Consider the following 21,014-nt stretch of genomic DNA (forward strand, 5'->3'; position numbering starts at 1 on the left):
ATGAATAACCTTAATATTATTATTGCCGATGATCACCCAATCGTTTTATTCGGTATTCGTAAATCTTTAGAACAAATTGAATGGGTCAATGTTGTAGGTGAATTTGAAGATTCGACTTCACAATGTGGATGCTTTAATTACTGACTTGTCTATGCCTGGCGATAAGTATGGTGATGGTATTACACTCATTAAGTACATTAAAAGACATTATCCTAATTTGTCGATTATTGTACTCACAATGAATAACAACCCAGCTATTTTGAGCGCAGTTCTTGATCTTGAAATTGAAGGTATTGTGCTTAAGCAAGGTGCTCCGACTGATCTACCAAAAGCATTGGCTGCACTACAAAAAGGCAAGAAATTTATGCCTGAAAGCGTTGCGAAGCTACTTGAAAAAGTAAATGCAAATGGTTATGGCGATAAACGTTTATCACCAAAAGAAAGTGAAGTGCTGAGATTATTTGCTGAAGGCTTTCTTGTGACTGAAATCGCGAAAAAACTTAATCGTAGTATTAAAACGATTAGTAGTCAGAAAAAATCAGCCATGATGAAATTAGGTGTCGATAACGATATCGCATTACTTAATTACTTGTCATCAGTGACTATTGATAAGGAAATTAACGGCCCAGATTAATTTCACCGTAGTTACCTTAGTCGCACCGATAAAATCAGGAAGCTCATCCCTTTGTGGGAGCTTCTCTGCTTTTTAATTTTTACTCTTTATCTCTCATTCTCTTTGGGTTTGCCTTTCTCTTTTCTTGCAAATATTTCCTGTTCAGAAGCACCTTATAAGCTGCATGGCTTATATCGTACCTTTACTAGTTTTTTCGCTTATAGGCTGTTACAGAGACTCCCTCACTCTCCTTTTAATCGGCTTGTCTTATTATGGCTGTACTTTGTTTCATTTTATCTATCAAAATACTTTGTAATTACGTCATTTTTACCTTATTTTGACTTAAAAAAAACCAAGGCTAATAAATTAGCCTTGGTTTTTTTACTCGTTTTATTGTTCACGATCTAGAATTATTCTTTAGGTATGTACTTCACCAACACTTCTCTTAAAATAGAAAGCGAAACAGGTTTAGATACACAATCATTCATTCCTGCATCAATACAGCGTTGTTTCTCTTCTGCAATCGCATTCGCCGTCACACCAATCACAGGCATATTACTGCCTATTTCTCTTATATGTGTTGCCAGCTGATAACCATTCATGTTTGGCATATTGACATCCGTCAGAACGATATCAACATGATTTTTAGCTAAATACGTTAATGCGTCACAGCCATCTTCTGCTGTTACTGTATTAAAACCGATTTTTTTCAGTTGATCAGTCAACAATAAGCGGTTTATTGGGTGATCATCGACAATAAGAATCGTTAAGGTTTGTAAGCTACAATCAGTATCTTGCTCCACCATATCCACACAATTTGCTTCCACTTTATTTTGTGGCAATTGCAGGATTATTTTTGTTAACTCGTTTAATTTATAAGTACTGCAGACCCATACGTTTCCAGCTGTTTTCTTCGACGGCTCAAAATAATGCTCGTTGATCCTAATAAATTGGCAGTTATCTTTTCTTGGTATATCGTAATCTGTGATAATAAAATCGGTTGAAGATAACACCACTTCTTCAGTAAGTAATTCGCAACTCAAGCCAAAATAACGAAGGTATCGACCAATAAAGCCTTCTAAATAGAGATTTTTAATATCAATAAAACAGCGAACATTACTTTCTTTATAAATATTCTGTTTAGAAGAAGGCTCAACGCCTTCTAAAGCACCATAAAGAGGTATACGAACTGTAAAGCGGCTACCAATATTTTCTTGGGAAACAACGCTGATATCCCCATCCATTAAGTTAATTAGTTTTTCACAAATAGCTAAACCTAATCCTGTCCCTTCTGATGCACTTTCTGTATTTTGAGACACTTGGAAGAATGGTTCAAAAAGCTCATGCAATGCTTTGTCGCTGATCCCTCGCCCTGTATCGTGAATATCGAAATAGAGATAATAATCATCTTTATAAAGATGCAAGGTAATACACCCTGTCGTAGTGAATTTAATACTGTTATTCAATAAATTAGAGATAACTTGTTGCACACGAACTGGATCACTATTTACAATTTTAGGTACATCAGGTTCGATAAAACAGTAAATAGCTAAGTCTTTTTTCGCAATCAAAGGTAAATAGTTAGAGATAACAAAAGAGAGCACTTGGCGACAATTAAATGGCTTAATATCAATTTTTAACTGTTTAGATTCAATTTTCGAGAAATCGAGGATATCACTAATAATTTTTAGTAATAACGATGAGGAGTTATTCATCGTTTTTAATAATCGAGCAGCATCATCGCTTTGTGTAAGAGATTGTAATAACTCTAAATTACCAATAATGCCATAAAGTGGCGTTCGTAATTCATGGCTGACAGTTGCCAAGAACATCGATTTAGCTTGGTTAGCTTGCTCCGCAGCTGTCGCCATGTTTTGTAATGAGCGCTCCATTTTAACCCGTGCGCTAATATCCACTAAAACACAGATGGCCACATCTTCATTTTGATAACGTGAATTAACAAAGCTAATTTGCAGATGATTACGATTGTTGGTCACTACATCGACCATATTGCTACTTTTCTCTGCAATAATAGAGAGGATATTTTGTTTATCGCTATGGCTAAGTAAACGAAAATAGTTATGAGCGAGTTCGTTACTTAAAATGATCATGCCATCACGTATTCTAAGAATACTAATCCCAACTGGCGCTGATGCTACAATCTTATGGTTAAACTGCTCGTGTTCTTCCAGACGAGAGGCATTGTTTTCAGCTGGGGAGAATATTTTTCGCTCAAAGATCCATACGAAGATAAAAATCATAATGGCTGAAATAATATTTAAGATCAGCGCATTAAAAATCGTAAATTTAAATTCATTTAAAATTTGTTTGAGTGGTAATGAATACACCACACTAAAAGATGAAGGCAATAATTTACGCTTAGCAACTAAGTCACTAAAGTCTTCATCAAAACCAAAATAAGGGGCACTAACATCAGGAACTTGTTTAACGGCATGATAGTTATTTTCTGCTGGATAGCTTAAAACAGTGGTATTTCTACTATTAAGAAGGTGAATTGAAATCACTCTGTCTTTGGCGGGAGAAAAATATTCAAGTCGAATTGCCCTTTCAATACCGATCAAGCCAATAAATTTACCTGAGGCATAAACTGGCGACATAACATATAAAATGCCGCTATCTCCTTTTGCATCTGGCACTATCCAATATTGGTTAACCTCTTTACCTTGTGCGCGTTGATTGATGTAGTTACGTGTATTTTCGTAAACCATCTTTTTCAACATTTCAGTATCAACAGGGGATGCGCGCAAAGGGAAGTTAATCATACACATGCTATGGGAGCCAACCATAAAGACTTGGTTTATTCCTTGCAGGGCGGGTGTATTATCTTTCCAATAATATAAGATGCTGTTAAATGAGCGAAAATAGTTATTTGTTTGTCCTTTAAACAATTCACAATCCGCAGTGTCATTAAGTTTATGAAGTGAAAAAGGTCCTTCATAAAATAATGAATTTTTCATGCTCGGATTTAAATTGATCTGTTCTTGATGTCGTTCTGCGAGGTATTGTAAATCACGGATGGTGCCAGAAGTTTGCCTAAAGAAGCCAAGGAGATTGGTGTAGTTATTACTATACTCTTGCCGAATATCTGACTTTGTGTCATTGAAAATATTGATGAGGTAAAACATGGTTAACAATGCACCCATCGCCCACAACATGATACCTAATACACGAAAAAGGTAGCGGGAAATTTTTAACGATGTTTTAAAGGACGAGAGATATCTCAAACAACCACCCTAATCAATAATGCCTACCGCATAAGAAACTTATTCTATTCTAGCAGAAGTTACTGTATGTCTGAATGATATGATCTTTATCATCAAGATAATTTTTTCTGATGATGAACTGATCCTACCATATAAAAAAAGCAGGCAATTATGCCTGCTTTCTTTTATTTATACATCACAATAATGATAAATATTATTCTTCGTCTGCATCATCCGCTAAATCTGAATCAGGTGCTTCTGATGACTCTTCGTTAATAACTTCATTAACTTCATCGTCATCTAATGCATCATCTTCATCTTCAACACGTTGCAAGCCAACGACCAACTCACCTTCGGTTGTACGAATTAAGGTAACACCTTGTGTATTACGTCCAACAATGCTGACTTCAGAAACTCGTGTACGAACTAATGTACCCGCATTCGTGATCATCATAATCTGGTCAGTTTCTTCAACTTGAATTGCACCAACAACTTTACCGTTACGCTCACTGACTTTAATAGAGATAACGCCTTGTGTTGCACGATTCTTCGTTGGGTATTCGCTTTGAGCAGTACGTTTACCATAACCATTTTCAGTTACGGTTAAGATATCACCTTCACCACGAGGGATGATAAGTGAAACCACTTTATCGTCATCGCTCAGTTTCATACCACGAACACCTGTCGCAGTACGTCCCATTGGGCGAACACAATCTTCTGCAAAGCGAACCACTTTACCATCCGCAGAGAACAACATAACTTCGTTAGTGCTGTCGGTTAAATCAACACCGATTAACTCATCACCTTCATTTAAGTTGACGGCAATAATACCTGCACTACGAGGACGGCTGAAATCTTGCAGAGGTGTTTTCTTCACGGTGCCGCTTGCTGTTGCCATAAAGACAAACTTACCTTCTTCATACTCTCTCACTGGCAAAATAGCCGTAATACGTTCATTTTGCTCAAGAGGTAATAAGTTGATAATTGGGCGACCACGAGCACCGCGACTTGCTTCTGGTAATTGGTAAACTTTCATCCAGTAGAGACGACCACGGCTTGAGAAGCACAGAATGGTGTCATGGGTGTTAGCTACCAACAGACGATCGATAAAGTCTTCTTCTTTAATTCTTGCTGCTGATTTACCTTTACCGCCACGACGCTGTGCTTCGTAATCGGTAAGAGGCTGATATTTAACGTAACCTTGATGAGAAAGTGTCACAACAACATTTTCTTCATTGATCAAGTCTTCGATATTAATATCTGCTGTATTTTCAGTGATTTCAGTACGACGAGGATCGTTATATTGATCTTTAATCGCATTTAGCTCTTCACGAATGACTTCCATCAGACGCTCTGGGCTTCTTAAGATATGTAATAGCTCAGCAATTTGGAGCAATAACTCACGATATTCATCTAACAGTTTTTCATGTTCAAGGCCGGTCAGTTTCTGCAAACGCAGATCCAAAATAGCCTGAGCTTGTTGCTCTGTTAGATAGTACTTACCGTCATGCACACCATATTGTGGCTCTAACCATTCAGGACGAGCAACATTGCTGTCACCAGCACGCTCTAACATGGTAGAAACGCTACCTAAATCCCAAGGTTGTGCAATTAACGCCGCTTTTGCTTCTGCTGGATTTGGTGCTTGACGGATCATTTCAATAACTGGGTCAATGTTCGCCAAGGCAACAGCCAGTGCTTCTAAGATATGGGCGCGGTCGCGTGCTTTACGTAATTCGAAAATAGTACGACGAGTAACAACTTCACGACGGTGACGAATAAAGGCAGAGATAATTTCTTTTAAATTTAATAATTTTGGCTGGCCTTGGTGAAGCGCAACCATATTAATACCAAAAGAAACCTGCATTTGTGTTTGTGAGAATAAGTGATTTAATACCACTTCACCCACAGCATCACGTTTGATTTCAACGACAATACGCATACCGTCTTTATCAGACTCATCACGTAAGCCGCTAATACCTTCAATACGCTTATCTTTAACAAGCTCTGCAATTTTTTCAATTAAGCGAGCTTTATTCACCTGATAAGGAATTTCTGTCACGATAATAGTTTCGCGGCCTGTCTTCTCATCAGTTTCGATATCAGCCTGAGCACGGATATAAATTTTTCCGCGACCAGTACGGTAAGCATCTAAAATTCCTCTGCGACCATTAATAATAGCGGCAGTCGGGAAATCAGGCCCCGTAATATGTTCCATCAACTCTTCAATCGTGATGTCTTCGTTATCAACGTAAGCAAGACAGCCGTCGATAACTTCGCCTAGGTTATGTGGAGGAATGTTTGTTGCCATCCCTACCGCAATCCCTGAAGAACCATTGACTAACAAGTTTGGAATACGGGTTGGCATTACAGCCGGAATATGTTCTGTTCCATCATAGTTAGGAACAAAATCAACCGTTTCTTTTTCCAAATCCGCCAGCAGTTCATGGGCGATTTTCGCCATACGAACTTCGGTATAACGCATCGCAGCCGCCGAGTCACCATCAACTGACCCGAAGTTACCCTGCCCGTCAACCAACATGTAACGCATAGAAAAAGGCTGTGCTAAACGAACAATCGTTTCATAAACAGCACTGTCACCGTGCGGGTGATATTTACCGATAACATCCCCAACAACACGGGCTGATTTTTTATAAGGTTTATTCCAATCGTTTCCTAGTACATTCATCGCGAAAAGCACTCGGCGGTGTACTGGCTTCAGTCCGTCTCGAACATCGGGTAATGCGCGTCCTACAATAACAGACATCGCATAATCCAAATATGAGCTTTTCAGCTCTTCTTCGATATTAACTGGTGTGATTTCTCTGGCAATGTCGCTCATGGAGCCACTGTCCCTCATACTACGGATTCAAAGGTTTAGAACTATACCACAAATCGCCAATTTTTGGAAAAAGGAAACAACTAAATTAATGATCCTTTCGCTATTCTCTTCGATTTCACCGTCTAACGTTGGTAGAATCATGGCAATATGAAAATAGGAGTAATACTTTCTGATGAATGATAAAACAACCTCTTTACATGCTAACGTGGATCAGCATGAAATCGACAAGTTTGAAAGCGTCGCATCACGGTGGTGGGATCTTGAAGGTGAATTTAAGCCATTACACCGCATCAACCCACTAAGACTCAACTATATTCAAGAACGCGCAGACGGCCTATTTGGAAAAAAAGTCCTAGATGTCGGTTGTGGTGGCGGTATTTTGTCTGAAAGTATGGCATGTGCTGGAGCTGAAGTAATTGGACTTGATATGGGTACAGAGCCATTACAAGTTGCACGTTTACACTCACTGGAATCGGGTATACCTGTCACTTACATTCAAGATACCGTTGAAAACCACGCGAATGACAACCCACAAACTTACGACGTCGTTACCTGTATGGAGATGTTAGAGCACGTTCCTGATCCATCTTCTGTGGTAAGAGCCTGTGCAAAACTGGTAAAACCTGGTGGACATGTTTTCTTCTCAACCATCAATCGTAATAAAAAAGCGTGGCTAATGCTGGTCGTAGGTGCGGAGTATATTCTGAATATGGTACCTAAAGGCACACATGATGCTAATAAGTTTATTCGCCCATCAGAATTGCTTAGTTGGGTCGATGAAACCGATTTACGTAGCAAAAATATGATTGGTTTACATTATAACCCAATCACTGACAAATTCCGATTAGCGCCAAATGTCGATGTGAATTATATGGTGCACACACAATCGACACATAACTCGAATTCATGAAACTGAAAGTTTGATTTGGTTTAATAAAACATCAAACGATCACATTTTTTAAAATTGACTTTACATCGTTGTCACTTGAATTTGTGTTTCTTACTGCCTGTATTTATGCAGGGTACAGGCAGTTATTAAAAAATTTATCCCCTATTTATCCACAGAAACAATCAGATTTGTACACTTGATCAATCTCTCAATTACCTTTATCTTGTTATCACCATTTGAACCAACCCCTATATATTGTGTTTCCTTAAATTTCACACCACAAGACTCCTTGACACAAATTGTCATCGGGAGCGTTTTTTTGCGGTATAAAATTTCAGGTAACACTAATGCAAGAAAGGTGCATCGCTCATGAATCACAGCCTGCTAGTCACAAAACGTGATGGTCATAAAGAACGCATTGACTTAGACAAAATTCACCGTGTTATCGCCTGGGCCGCTGAAGGTCTAGAAAATGTCTCTGTATCTCAAGTTGAATTACGTTCTCAGATTCAGTTTTATGATGGTATCAAAACTGCTGATATCCATGAAACGCTGGTAAAAGCTGCTGCAGACTTAATCTCTGCTGAAACGCCTGATTATCAGTATCTCGCTGCCCGTCTTGCCGTATTTAATCTACGTAAAAAAGCGTATGGCCAATTTGAGCCACCAGCACTGTATGATCACGTTAAAAAATTAGTCGATTTAGGCAAATACGATCGCCATCTTCTCGAAGATTACACGCAAGAAGAGTTCGAACAGATGAATAACTTTATTGTTCATCAACGTGATATGAATTTCTCCTACGCAGCGGTTAAACAATTAGAAGGCAAATACTTCGTTCAAAACCGTATTACAGGTGAAATTTACGAAAGTGCGCAATTTTTATACGTTCTAGTCGCTGCTTGCTTGTTTTCTCGTTATCCACAAGCAACTCGTATGGACTATATCGAACGCTTCTATAATGCGATTTCAACCTTTAAAATTTCATTACCAACGCCAATTATGGCGGGTGTAAGAACACCAACTCGTCAATTTAGCTCTTGCGTTTTAATTGAGTGCGACGACAGCCTTGATTCTATCAATGCGACATCAAGTGCTATTGTGAAATACGTTTCTCAACGTGCGGGTATTGGTATCAATGCAGGTCGTATTCGTGCATTAGGTAGCGCTATTCGTAATGGTGAAGCATTCCACACAGGCTGTATCCCTTTCTATAAACACTTCCAAACTGCGGTGAAATCTTGCTCGCAAGGTGGTGTTCGTGGTGGTGCGGCAACCTTATTCTACCCATTATGGCATCTAGAAGTTGAAAGCCTGCTGGTACTGAAAAATAACCGTGGTGTTGAAGATAACCGTGTTCGTCATTTAGATTATGGCGTGCAATTAAACAAATTAATGTATGAGCGTTTAATCAAAGGTCAGGATATTACTTTATTCAGCCCTTCTGATGTTCCTGGTTTATACGATGCATTCTTTGCAGACCAAGACGAATTTGAACGCTTATATGTACAATATGAGAAAGACAAAAGTATCCGCCAAAAACAAGTTAAAGCGGTTGAGTTATTCTCATTAATGATGCAAGAACGTGCCTCAACTGGCCGCATTTACATTCAGAACGTTGACCATTGTAATACACATAGCCCATTTGATCCGGCTGTTGCACCAATTCGCCAATCAAACTTATGCTTAGAAATTGCACTGCCAACTAAACCATTAAATGATATTAAAGATCCTAATGGTGAAATTGCACTGTGTACGTTATCTGCATTTAACTTAGGTGCAATTGAAAATCTTGATGATTTAGAAGAACTTGCTCGTTTAGCCGTTCGTTCACTTGACGCCTTGTTAGATTATCAAGACTATCCAATCTTGGCTGCTCAAAAAGGGGCAATGGGTCGTCGTACTTTAGGTATTGGTGTTATTAACTTTGCTTATTATTTAGCAAAACACGGTGTCCGCTACTCTGATGGTAGTGCAAATAACTTAACCCATCGTGCATTTGAAGCTATTCAATACTATTTATTAAAAGCATCTAATGAATTAGCGAAAGAACAAGGCGCATGCCCATGGTTTAATGAAACCACTTACGCTGAAGGTATTTTACCTATTGATACCTATAAAAAATCATTAGATGTACTGACCAATGAACCACTGCATTACGATTGGGAAGGCTTACGCAAAGACATTAAAGAGTACGGTTTACGTAACTCAACACTATCCGCGCTGATGCCATCAGAAACCTCTTCACAGATTTCGAATGCGACAAATGGTATCGAGCCACCGCGTGGTTATATCAGTATTAAAGCCTCTAAAGACGGTATTTTACGTCAAGTGGTTCCTGAGTATGAGCGTTTGAAAGGCGCTTATGAATTACTGTGGCAAATGCCAAGTATTGAAGGTTACTTGCAGTTAGTCGGTATTATGCAAAAATTCGTTGACCAAGCGATTTCTGCAAACACTAACTACGATCCTACTCGTTTCCCTAGCGGTAAGGTTCCAATGAACCAACTGCTGAAAGATTTGCTGCTCGCTTACAAATATGGTGTGAAAACACTTTATTATCACAATACCCGTGACGGTGCAGACGATGTACAGGGTGATCTGGAAGAAGTCGTTGAGACGGAAGATTCAGATTGTGAAGGCGGCGCGTGTAAAATTTAATTGAGGAAGCTATGTCTTATACTACTTTTTCACAAGTTAAAAATGATCAACTTCAGGAGCCCATGTTTTTTGGGCAACCTGTTAACGTAGCGCGTTATGATCAGCAAAAATATCCTATTTTTGAAAAGCTAATTGAAAAACAGCTCTCCTTCTTCTGGCGTCCAGAAGAAGTGGACGTTTCTCGTGATCGTATTGACTATAATGCGTTACCTGATCATGAAAAACATATTTTTATTAGTAACTTAAAATATCAAACGCTGTTGGATTCGATTCAAGGAAGAAGCCCTAACGTGGCATTCTTACCTTTAATCTCAATCCCAGAGTTAGAGACGTGGGTTGAAACATGGTCATTCTCTGAAACCATCCACTCACGCTCTTATACTCATATTATTCGTAATATTGTTAACGATCCGTCAGTTGTGTTTGATGATATCGTTGAAAATGAAGAAATTTTAAAACGTGCACGTGATATTTCTTCTTACTACGATGAACTGATCAGACTCACTAATCTTTACCATATGTTTGGTGAAGGTGATCATGAAGTCAAAGGCGAGATGGTACACGTTACACTGCGTAAACTGAAAAAACAGCTTTACCTGTGCTTAATGAGCGTCAATGCATTAGAAGCGATTCGTTTCTACGTTAGCTTTGCCTGTTCATTTGCCTTTGCGGAACGTGAATTAATGGAAGGTAATGCTAAAATCATTCGATTAATTGCCCGTGATGAAGCGTTGCATTTAACAGGAACACAGCACATGCTGAATTTACTGCGTTCAGGTCAAGATGATCCTGAAATGGCAGAAATTGCGGCTGAATGTGAGCAAGAGTGTTATGACCTGTTTGTTGAAGCGGCAGAGCAAGAAAAAGAGTGGGCGGAATACCTGTTCTCTGAAGGCTCTATGATTGGTTTAAATAAAGATATCCTTTGCCAATATGTTGAATATATTACCAATATTCGCATGCAAGCAGTGGGTCTTAAATTACCATTTAAAGCACGTTCTAACCCTATTCCATGGATCAATGCATGGTTAGTGTCTGACAACGTTCAAGTTGCACCTCAAGAAGTTGAAGTCAGTTCTTACCTCGTGGGTCAAATCGATTCACAAGTTGATACTGATGACTTAAGTAACTTTGAACTGTAATACTGAGAAATAACACCGATACGTTATGGCATCTCATAAAGTGACCCTGCATCAGCAGGGTCTTTCAACACCTTTAGAATTTCATACTGACACCCATCCTTCTTTGCTTGATGCATTAGAGCATGGGAAAGTCCAAGTCGAATACCAATGTCGTGAAGGCTATTGTGGCTCTTGTCGTCTACGCTTAGTGAAAGGCAAAGTGTGTTATCGCAATGAGCCTTTAGCGTTTATCCAAGCCGATGAAATACTCCCCTGTAGTTGCCATCCCATTAGTGATATCGAAATAGAAATTTGCTCTGAGTAATTTGAATTATCTTAATTTTGGCTTTTTCCTAACACTCTTGTTCATCTTTGACTAAAGTTACAAATAACATTGATAAAAAAGGAAAAGTATTATGAAATTAAGTTCTATTTTCTCCGCTGTTGCTATTTCCACATCAATTCTGCTCGTCGCGGGCTGTTCAAGTCCACAAAAAATAGAAACAGTGAATGGGGAAACAATTTTAACAACAGATAAACCCCAAGAAGATGAAGCAACTGGATTAATTACCTACAAAGATTCAGAAACAGGACAAATTAAACAAATTAATCGTGATCAAATAAGACGAATGGTAGAGCTTGACGATTAACGCTCCTATAAATATCTCTCTTAAAGCGCCAATTCATATTTATAATTGGCGTTTTTTTATTCACAAAATCCTTTTTGTAAACCAATCATTACAGCATACGTAATTAAAATTTGACAGAAATTTACCATTCTTATACCCTGCTTTTTAAATAAATAAAATAGTTTAGAGAACAGAGGATTTTGTGAAGAATCGCACTATAGGCAGTGTTTTTATTGTTGCAGGAACAACAATTGGGGCAGGTATGCTGGCAATGCCACTGGCTGCCGTGGGTATTGGTTTTAGCACCATGATGCTATTGCTTGTTGGCTTATGGTTATTGATGAGCTATACCGCGTTACTGCTGGTGGAAGTTTATCAATACAATGATCCTCATACTGGTCTTGGCTCTATTGCAAAGCGCTATCTTGGTGTTGGTGGTCAAGTGATCACAGGACTTGCACTATTACTATTAATGTATGCGCTAACAACTGCTTATATTAGTGGTGCAGGTGAACTACTCTCATCCACACTCTCGTCTTGGATTGGTCATGAGCTTTCTGTCACACAAGGTATCATTATCTTTACAGTGATTGGTGGAGCGGTGGTAGGAATTGGTACAACATCGGTTGATATGATTAACCGCCTATTGTTTACCGCAAAAGTTTTCTTCCTCATATTTATGCTGATTGTGATGTTACCTCACGTTGAATCAGTAAACTTAACCTCAATGCCTGTGGCGTATGGGCTTATTCTTTCTGCTATTCCTGTTATTTTTACCTCATTTGGTTTCCACGGTAGTGTGCCAAGTATTGTAAGTTACATGAACGGCGATATTAAAAAGCTACGTATTATCTTTATTGTTGGTAGTGCTATTCCGCTTGTTGCTTATATTTTATGGCAAATTGCCACATTAGGTGCCATCCCAACAAATACTTTTATGGGAATTATGGCGCAACAATCTGGATTAAATGGTCTGCTTACTGCTATCCGTGATGTCGTTGCTACACCTCGCGTGAATATTGCAGTTAACCTATTTGCGGCATTAGCTTTAGCAACCTCGTTCCTTGGTGTTGCATTAGGTCTATTTGATTATCTTGCTGACCTATTCAAACGCAGTAATCGTGCAACTGGGCGTATGCAATCAAGCCTATTAACGTTTGTGCCTCCTTTACTATGCGCGCTTTATTTCCCTAACTTTGTACAAGCATTAGCCTATGCCGCTATTGCCCTGTCAATCTTAGCGTTGCTTCTACCTGCTTTATTAGTATGGAAAGTTAGACAAGAACAAAACGGTGCAGATAAATACAAAGTTAAAGGCGGGAAAGGTGCATTAGGTATTGTGTTTATTTGTGGTCTGGTGGTTATTGGTATTCAAATCGCTATCACTTTTGGTTTATTACCACAAGTCGGCTAAATACTCACTTATACCAACAACAAAAAAAGCAGGTGCTGATTTTTCAACACCTGCTTTTTATTTGATCTTATCTGCTTTTTCTAAATTAGAAGCTTAAACCAGCTCCAACATAGAAACCATCAGCAATTTTATTATTACTTCTATTATGTGAGTTTTCGATTTCAATCACACGGTAACCTGCATTAACGTGCAGTGGTTTAAATACTGTTAATTGAGCACCCACATCGGCTTCATAATAAGATTTGCTGCCAGAGGTTAATCCTTCAGGAGAAGCATAAGCTTCACCATAAACATTCAATGAAGGGAATACATTCCAGTTTAAACCTACACCACCCGCTAGTGCAGCACCATCATCACCATTTTTTGGTGATAAGTAGAGTGCTTTACCTCCAACACTCGCTGAGAAAGGTCCTAATGGTAATGCGAATTTTGCACCTAGGCTACCCGTCTGACCATCATGATCACTACGTGCCCAGTTACCATTAAAAGATAGCCCTGCGTTAGGATCACCTAAACCCGCTCGAACATCAGTGTAATGCTTGCCCGCTTGAATATTCATTGATACTGCATTTGCATTACCAGCCATAAATAACGCACTTACAGCGCTGACCAATAAATATTTTTTCATTGTTATTACTCCAGCAAATAATTGTCCTAACTTATAATTATACAACAAATTTATTAAACAACTTTAGCTAAAATTGAAAGCTAATCTGTAGAATTTTCAATCTATGTAAATAAGTTACGTCTATCAATGTTATTGGTCTAATTGGTTTTATTAATGAGTTTATTATTACTAAAGTGGAATTACAGTCAATATTAACCATAATAAGTATAAGGCTGTTCGCTTCGTTTTATTCACACATGCTATTTTTTAGAACGTTCATTATTTCATAAACTGGAGATATGTGATGGAAAAGAAAAAGCTAACAACGGCATCTGGTGCGCCGGTTGTAGACAATAACAACTCGATGACAGCAGGCCCTCGTGGCCCAATGTTACTTCAAGATGTCTGGTTTCTAGAAAAACTTGCTCACTTCGATCGTGAAGTTATTCCTGAAAGACGTATGCACGCAAAAGGCTCTGGTGCTTTTGGTACATTTAAAGTGACTCACGACATTACGAAATATACTCGTGCTAAAATATTCTCTAAAGTGGGCAAAAAAACAGACATGTTTGCTCGCTTTTCTACTGTTGCAGGTGAAAGAGGTGCAGCGGACGCCGAACGTGATATTCGTGGCTTTGCATTAAAATTTTATACCGAAGAAGGTAACTGGGATATGGTGGGTAATAACACGCCCGTTTTCTATCTTCGTGATGCCTTGAAATTCCCTGACTTAAACCACGTTGTAAAACGTGACCCTAAAACTAATCTGCGTAATTTAGCTTACAAATGGGATTTTTTCTCTCATTTACCTGAAGCATTACACCAGTTAACCATTGATATGAGCGACCGCGGTTTACCAAGAAGTTATCGCTTTATTCATGGTTTTGGTAGTCACACTTATAGCTTTATTAATAAAGATAACGAGCGTTTTTGGGTTAAGTTTCATTTCCGTTGCCAACAAGGCATTAAAAATCTGATGGATGATGAAGCGCAAATGCTAGTAGGTCAAGACAGAGAAAGCTCACAACGTGACTTATTTGATGCTATTGAGCGCGGTGATTTCCCACGTTGGAATTTACAAATTCAAGTAATGCCCGAGAAAGAAGCTTCGAAAGTTCCTTATAACCCTTTTGATTTAACTAAAGTTTGGCCTCATGCGGATTATCCATTAATCGATGTGGGTTATTTTGAATTAAACCGTAATCCTGAAAACTATTTCTCTGATGTAGAGCAAGCAGCATTTAGCCCAGCCAACATCGTTCCTGGTATTGGTTTTTCACCAGATAAAATGCTACAAGGTCGCCTATTCTCTTATGGTGATGCACATCGCTATCGTTTAGGTGTTAATCATCATCAGATCCCTGTTAATGCTCCTAAATGCCCATTCCACAATTATCATCGTGATGGTGCAATGCGTGTTGATGGTAATAGTGGCAGCGGTATTACCTATGAGCCAAATAATGGCGGTATGTTCCAAGAACAGCCTAATTTCAAAGAGCCACCATTATCTATCGAAGGCGCGGCGGATCACTGGAACCATCGTGAAGATGAAGATTACTTCAGTCAACCTCGTGCACTGTATGAATTACTGAGTGATGAAGAGCACCAACGTATGTTTGCTCGCATCGCAGGCGAATTAATTCAAGCAAGTAAAGATACACAAAAACGTCAAATTGCCCTATTTAAGAAAGTCCATCCTGAATATGGTGCTGGTGTTGAAAAAGCAATGAAAGCATTAGCAAAAAAAGACGCTAAATAACCCTATAATAAGAAGCCCTGTGAGCAACTCGGCAAAAACAAACCTCCTAGTTATTAATATATTAGTAATTAGGAGGTTTTATTTATCGCTAAACTAATTATTTTCTTGTTAACAAAGAAGCTCATCATAACTAAATTGCCCGGTAACATTAATCACTAAATTCGGCACATTTAGATTTTCTACCGTCATAATCTTAATAATGGTTTTATTGTCTTCATAGTCTAGCGTTAACTCATTTTTATTCCCTGTAAACGACTGAACTAATCTTGGATTAATAATTTGGTCATCTGCTTCTGATTTAAACAATAGAACATCATCTTCTTTATTAAAATCAAAAATAATATTTTTGCTATCCATGCTTTCCGATAAGCTAAAAACAAAGGTGTCCTTTCCTTGATTACCAGAAATAATATTACTGCCATTTTTTATAATGAAAACATCGTCACCATAACCACCATACAAAATATTATTTCCCGAACTTGCTATTAATGTATCATCACCCAACCCTGCATATAATAAATCATCGCCGCTGCCACTAAAAAGAACGTCATTTCCTGCTTCACCGATAAGAATATCGTTTCCATCATCCCCGAAAAGAATATCATTGCCTAACCCACCATATAGCGTATCGTTACCTTCTCGACCTAATAATGTGTCATTTCCTTTATTACCCCATAATTCATTATCCGTACTATTTCCTATAATATAATCATCTCTTAGCCCCCCTTTGGCATTTTCAATAACGACATCGAAAGCAATAGAAACATTACTACGTAATCCACCGACATCAGAAAAAGTCCCTTCATTTAAATTAATTTTCTGATTTACGTTATATTGTGAAAAATCTAAAGTATCATTACCACCAGCATCCCAAATACAACTGACCAAAACATCATCTGTCGAATGTAAACTATAAAAATCTCTTTCTGTATTAGAATTAAACCCATAAATTGTATCTCCAGTTCGCGTGGTCATATTCTTCCCATACAATTTTTGGATAAGATAAGTATCCAATAATAATGGATTCATTGGGTAATTAACGCCAAAATCTGCGTATTCTTTTTTCGGTTTTTCATAAGCCATAATTGAATATTTTAGGCTATTTTCTTCAATATCAGGTAACTCAGAATCACTCGTAAAAGTATGAGACAGACCAAGAGAATGCCCTATTTCATGTATTATCGTTTTTCTTATTGCAGAACCGAGACCCAATGTTTTTTCTGGATTATTTATATGTCCATTATCATTGTTATTTTTATACAGGAAAACCCAGTCATCTAATCCTTCAAAATAAGTCACAATACCATCGGCATTCTCTTTAAATGAATGTAGTTTCTCTTTTTCTTCTTCTGTATGTAATCTTGTATTAACCACAGAGATAAGCCCAGTTTCAGAAATATTAATCCAAACTTGTCCATCTAAACTGTAATCACTTACTTTATCTATCTTTTTATTTTGTTCTAAATGTTCATTGAAATACGAGGCTACGCCTAAAGTTGAGTAATCATAATCTTTCGTTAATTCATTTATATTGTTATAAACACCAAATTTTATATGCGTATCATGCTGATTATCTTTTTCTATAAATTCAATATTTGCAATATCACTGTATTGTTGCAGTGATTTTTTTACCGCATTTTTTTGGGAGTCATTCATTGTTGTTAAGGTTTTATATTCTTGACCTCTTAATTGACTCCAATCAGGAAAACTAAATGTTATTTTAGTGATGCTTTTATCAAGCTCTGAATTTTCCGATCTTAATGTTGGCATCATAGTCTTCATGATATCAATAATAGTATTAAATCCAGGTGTTTTTTCTTTATTATTTACTTTCATAAAAGATAATCTCTATTAATAATTAATTAGAGATGATTATTTTACGTACTCAAAAACAATAATATTTAAAAAAAAACACAAATATAAAGTGTTCAACCGAGCAATATAATAATAATAACAATTTATTAAATTAATAATATTATCTATAAAGTGTTATTTATTAGGGTAACTATTTACCCTAATTGAGTTTTCACCCACTCTTGCACTTGTTTACGGGAAATTTTAATTCCCCCATTTTTAAGGCTTTCAGGGAGTTGTAGGCAAGCAATAGGTCGTTGAAATCCTGCTAATCGGATGTAATACCACTGTGGTAATTGATTGATTATTTCAATTTCTGCATCCACAACCGCGACAGGACGTTGCCCAAATTCAGCATCATCAATAGGGACAACAAAAGACTGACTAACACTTGGATGTGTATTAAGAATTTTTTCTATATCTTCTGGTTGAATACCTTCGCCAGCACTAAAAAAGAGATTGTCCAAGCGTCCTAAAACACACCATTCATCAGCGATAAAGTCACCTTTATCTCGTGTTGAATACCAGCCATCCGCAGTGAGTGATAACGGTTTTAATTTACCATCAAACCAATAACCTAAAGCAACACTGTCTGATTTAATCTGAATTTCATCATCGAGTATTCTTACACCTTTGCCTTTTAATGGTAGCCCTACTCCCGCTTTACCATCAGCGCGTTTGGCGCAAACAGTGGATGCCATTTCGGTCATGCCATAACCACACCAGCATTGAATTCCCCAATGTTCTGCTTCTTGCGTTAATTCAATGGGGATCATCGCGCCACCTAATAAAACAGATTTTAAGCTGATCGAGTGTTGCCTATCTTGTTGCGCTTTATTTTGTAAGAAACGCCAAAGCTGTGTAGGGACTAAAGAAGCATGAGTACAACCTTGTAATGCATCAATAAAAGGATGCATTTCACGCACCACCAGCGTTGCGCCACGTAACAACCAACGCCAAAAAATGCCTTGTCCTGATACATGAAACAAAGGTAAAGAGAGCAACCAGCTATCACCTTTCTCAAAGGGCATTAATGATAAAACACCTTCCGCACTGCAAAGATGCGCATCAAAAGTATGAACAGCCGCTTTAGGTAGACCCGATGAGCCCGATGTCAAAATAAGCGTTGCCATACGAGATGGCTCCCACTGCACATCTTCTATTTCATTTTTGTGTTGACGTGGTGTGTTATTAAACTCAACACCATTAAGATCAAGCAAAGTCGCATCCAGATCTAGCGTTGACTCACTCAGATCAGCATAAAAATCAATATTTAAATGAGGCAATAAATCATCAAGTAAAGACTTTGGAAGTTGTGGATTTAAAGGTAAAACCTTAGCTCCACATTGAAAAACAGCGAGTAATGCAAAAACAAGATTGAGATTATTTTTTCCACGCAACAACACTATGCTTTGTGTATCAACACCTTGTTTAGCAAAATTGTTAGCTAAGTGATTAATATGACAACTGAGTTGCTGCCATGTAATAGGTGAAACACCTGAAATGATGGCCGTTTCATTTGGGTAGAGTTGTGCCCATTGATGCCACGGCCATTGTTTAAATGGAACTACTGTTGCCATACTGTCTCTAGTTGTTCAAGAGAGATAAGTGGAATATCCACATTTGGCCAAGGACGAATAAGTTGTTGTTTAATTAAATCAACGGTATCGAGCCCTGGAGTGCTATTAGGCGTTAACCACTGCGCAATTCTTGCCAATTGAGTCAGCCCAAAGCTACTTTCAATACTTGAACTGATAATGGCATCTAGTCCTAAAGCATGTGCTTGTTCAACAAAAGATTGGCAGCGTTCAATACTTCCCACCAATGTAGGTTTGATAACAATCGTTGTTACACCCGCTTGAGGTTTGATTTCAAAACCTTCATCACGCACAGTTTCATCCCAAGCGATGTTAATCCCTGTAGCCTGTGAAAAAGCGAGTGACTCTTCTGGTGTTTTACATGGCTCTTCTAAGAATGCAATACGATCTCGCCATGCAGGATTTACATATTTCGCAAATCCTTCGGCTTTTGCTGGCGTCCAACTTCTGTTCGCATCCAATCTTAATTTTAAGTCTGGAATGGCTTCTAATAACAGATTAACGACTATTCCATCACGCACAGCTTCATATAAACCCACTTTGATTTTAGCGACTTTTTCACCTTCCATATCATTAAGGCTTAAAATCAAATCATCAGGATCGCCATTACATAAAGGTGCAGCACGATAATTCGCTTCTTGTGGCAAAGTACCTTCAAGCTCTGCTAATGCACAGCTAATACCAAAAGCGACACTTGGTAGTTCACTATAAACAGGGTTTTCACCTGCACACCAAGCCGTTAACCAAGATTGTGCGGCTTCTTGGGCTTGTTCTAAAGTTTCACGGCTAAACTCAGGAAGAGGTGAAATTTCACCCCATCCTTGTTTGCCATTTTGCTCTAAACAGACAAGAAAACCATCACGCGATTTTAGCCTTTGATAACGCAACACAACGCCTGCATCAACAGGAAGGCTGAATGAATAGAGTTTGGCGTTTCGCATTATGGGTTACGTTTAAATCGAGAAAAATCAGGTTGACGTTTTTCGTTAAAGGCGTTGCGGCCTTCTTGACCTTCATCAGTCATATAGAACAGCATGGTTGCATTACCTGCTAATTCTTGAAGACCCGCTTGACCATCACAATCTGCATTTAATGCAGCTTTTAAGCAACGTAATGCCATTGGGCTATTTTCCAGCATTTCACGACACCAACGCACCGTTTCTTTTTCAAGATCTGCATAAGGAACAACGGTATTCACTAATCCCATTTCTAATGCTTCTTTTGCATCATATTGACGGCATAAGAACCAAATTTCGCGTGCTTTCTTTTGGCCTACAATACGTGCCATATAAGAAGCGCCCCAGCCACCATCGAAAGAACCGACTTTAGGACCAGTTTGACCAAAAATTGCGTTTTCAGCAGCGATGGTTAAGTCACACATCATATGAAGCACATGGCCACCACCGATAGAATAACCCGCGACCATTGCCACAACAGGTTTTGGACACGTACGGATTTGGCGTTGGAAATCCAACACGTTCAGGTGATGTGTACCGCTATCATCACGGTATCCGCCGTAGTCCCCGCGAATTTTTTGGTCACCACCTGCACAGAACGCTTTTTCACCAGCACCCGTTAAAATGATAGTACCAATGGCGTCATCATAACGAGCATCCGCTAATGCTTGGATCATCTCTTTCACTGTCAAAGGACGGAAAGCATTACGCACTTGCGGGCGGTTAATCGTAATTTTTGCAATGCCATCGACTGATTTATGATAGAGGATATCTTCAAAACCTTCAGAACAATCCTGCCATTCAATCGGTGCATATAATTTTTCTTCGCTCGGGTAAAGCATAATTA

General features: G+C 38.4%; 14 protein-coding genes and 1 pseudogene. 8 read left to right on the forward strand and 7 right to left on the reverse strand.

The window, feature by feature from the left end; translation table 11 throughout:
• A pseudogene (gene rcsB, locus ACNART_RS09670) lies at positions 1 to 634 on the forward strand (response regulator transcription factor RcsB).
• Between the two features lie 389 nt (positions 635 to 1,023).
• Here rcsB and rcsC read toward each other — a convergent pair.
• Positions 1,024 to 3,858, reverse strand: a complete 2,835-nt coding sequence (gene rcsC / locus ACNART_RS09675; protein ID WP_368927916.1) for a two-component system sensor histidine kinase RcsC — start codon at positions 3,856 to 3,858, stop codon at positions 1,024 to 1,026.
• A 193-nt stretch (positions 3,859 to 4,051) separates the two neighbouring features.
• Complete coding sequence (gene gyrA / locus ACNART_RS09680) at positions 4,052 to 6,679, reverse strand: DNA topoisomerase (ATP-hydrolyzing) subunit A (RefSeq protein WP_198619782.1); 2,628 nt, start codon at positions 6,677 to 6,679, stop codon at positions 4,052 to 4,054.
• Between the two features lie 172 nt (positions 6,680 to 6,851).
• Between gyrA and ubiG the strand changes: the two genes are divergently transcribed.
• The 6 genes from ubiG (at position 6,852) to tyrP (ending at position 13,393) form a co-directional block, all read left to right on the forward strand.
• Complete coding sequence (ubiG, locus tag ACNART_RS09685; RefSeq protein WP_198632237.1) at positions 6,852 to 7,589, forward strand: bifunctional 2-polyprenyl-6-hydroxyphenol methylase/3-demethylubiquinol 3-O-methyltransferase UbiG; 738 nt, start codon at positions 6,852 to 6,854, stop codon at positions 7,587 to 7,589.
• Between the two features lie 348 nt (positions 7,590 to 7,937).
• Positions 7,938 to 10,229, forward strand: a complete 2,292-nt coding sequence (nrdA, locus tag ACNART_RS09690; protein WP_198619780.1) for a class 1a ribonucleoside-diphosphate reductase subunit alpha — start codon at positions 7,938 to 7,940, stop codon at positions 10,227 to 10,229.
• An 11-nt stretch (positions 10,230 to 10,240) separates the two neighbouring features.
• A complete protein-coding gene (nrdB, locus tag ACNART_RS09695) occupies positions 10,241 to 11,371 on the forward strand; it encodes a class Ia ribonucleoside-diphosphate reductase subunit beta (RefSeq protein WP_109374140.1) in 1,131 nt (376 codons plus the stop codon).
• A 25-nt stretch (positions 11,372 to 11,396) separates the two neighbouring features.
• Complete coding sequence (gene yfaE, locus ACNART_RS09700; RefSeq protein WP_109374139.1) at positions 11,397 to 11,675, forward strand: class I ribonucleotide reductase maintenance protein YfaE; 279 nt, start codon at positions 11,397 to 11,399, stop codon at positions 11,673 to 11,675.
• A gap of 91 nt (positions 11,676 to 11,766) precedes the next feature.
• Positions 11,767 to 12,000, forward strand: coding sequence for a YgdI/YgdR family lipoprotein (locus tag ACNART_RS09705; RefSeq protein WP_109374138.1), 234 nt, complete (start codon positions 11,767 to 11,769; stop codon positions 11,998 to 12,000).
• A gap of 241 nt (positions 12,001 to 12,241) precedes the next feature.
• Positions 12,242 to 13,393 (forward strand): tyrosine transporter TyrP, encoded by a 1,152-nt coding sequence (gene tyrP / locus ACNART_RS09710; RefSeq protein WP_232806260.1) that lies wholly within the window; start codon positions 12,242 to 12,244, stop codon positions 13,391 to 13,393.
• An 85-nt stretch (positions 13,394 to 13,478) separates the two neighbouring features.
• Here the strand turns inward: tyrP and ACNART_RS09715 are convergent, their stop codons facing one another.
• Positions 13,479 to 14,021, reverse strand: a complete 543-nt coding sequence (locus ACNART_RS09715) for a YfaZ family outer membrane protein (protein WP_198625787.1) — start codon at positions 14,019 to 14,021, stop codon at positions 13,479 to 13,481.
• A 283-nt stretch (positions 14,022 to 14,304) separates the two neighbouring features.
• On the opposite strand from ACNART_RS09715, the gene ACNART_RS09720 reads away from it, so the two are divergent.
• Complete coding sequence (locus ACNART_RS09720; protein WP_198619778.1) at positions 14,305 to 15,759, forward strand: catalase; 1,455 nt, start codon at positions 14,305 to 14,307, stop codon at positions 15,757 to 15,759.
• A 108-nt stretch (positions 15,760 to 15,867) separates the two neighbouring features.
• Here ACNART_RS09720 and ACNART_RS09725 read toward each other — a convergent pair whose 3' ends face one another.
• The 4 genes from ACNART_RS09725 to menB all read right to left on the reverse strand — a co-directional run bounded on the left by ACNART_RS09725 (position 15,868) and on the right by menB (position 21,009).
• Entirely contained in the window at positions 15,868 to 17,595 is a 1,728-nt protein-coding gene (locus tag ACNART_RS09725) for a M10 family metallopeptidase C-terminal domain-containing protein (protein WP_416303585.1), read from the reverse strand.
• A 173-nt stretch (positions 17,596 to 17,768) separates the two neighbouring features.
• On the reverse strand, positions 17,769 to 19,193 hold the full coding sequence (gene menE, locus ACNART_RS09730; protein ID WP_198619776.1) for an o-succinylbenzoate--CoA ligase: 1,425 nt from the start codon (positions 19,191 to 19,193) through the stop codon (positions 17,769 to 17,771).
• Positions 19,181 to 20,152 carry an o-succinylbenzoate synthase gene (menC, locus tag ACNART_RS09735; RefSeq protein ID WP_196533809.1) on the reverse strand — a complete coding sequence of 324 codons (972 nt, stop codon included), beginning with the start codon at positions 20,150 to 20,152 and terminating at the stop codon, positions 19,181 to 19,183. The genes menE and menC overlap by 13 nt, the downstream gene beginning before the upstream one ends.
• On the reverse strand, positions 20,152 to 21,009 hold the full coding sequence (menB, locus tag ACNART_RS09740; RefSeq protein ID WP_100158491.1) for a 1,4-dihydroxy-2-naphthoyl-CoA synthase: 858 nt from the start codon (positions 21,007 to 21,009) through the stop codon (positions 20,152 to 20,154). Before menB ends, menC begins: the two co-directional genes overlap by 1 nt.
• Between the last annotated feature and the right edge of the window lie 5 nt (positions 21,010 to 21,014).

Origin of the sequence: Proteus sp. LHD240705, from assembly GCF_047921555.1 — a bacterium.
Taxonomy (GTDB): domain Bacteria; phylum Pseudomonadota; class Gammaproteobacteria; order Enterobacterales; family Enterobacteriaceae; genus Proteus.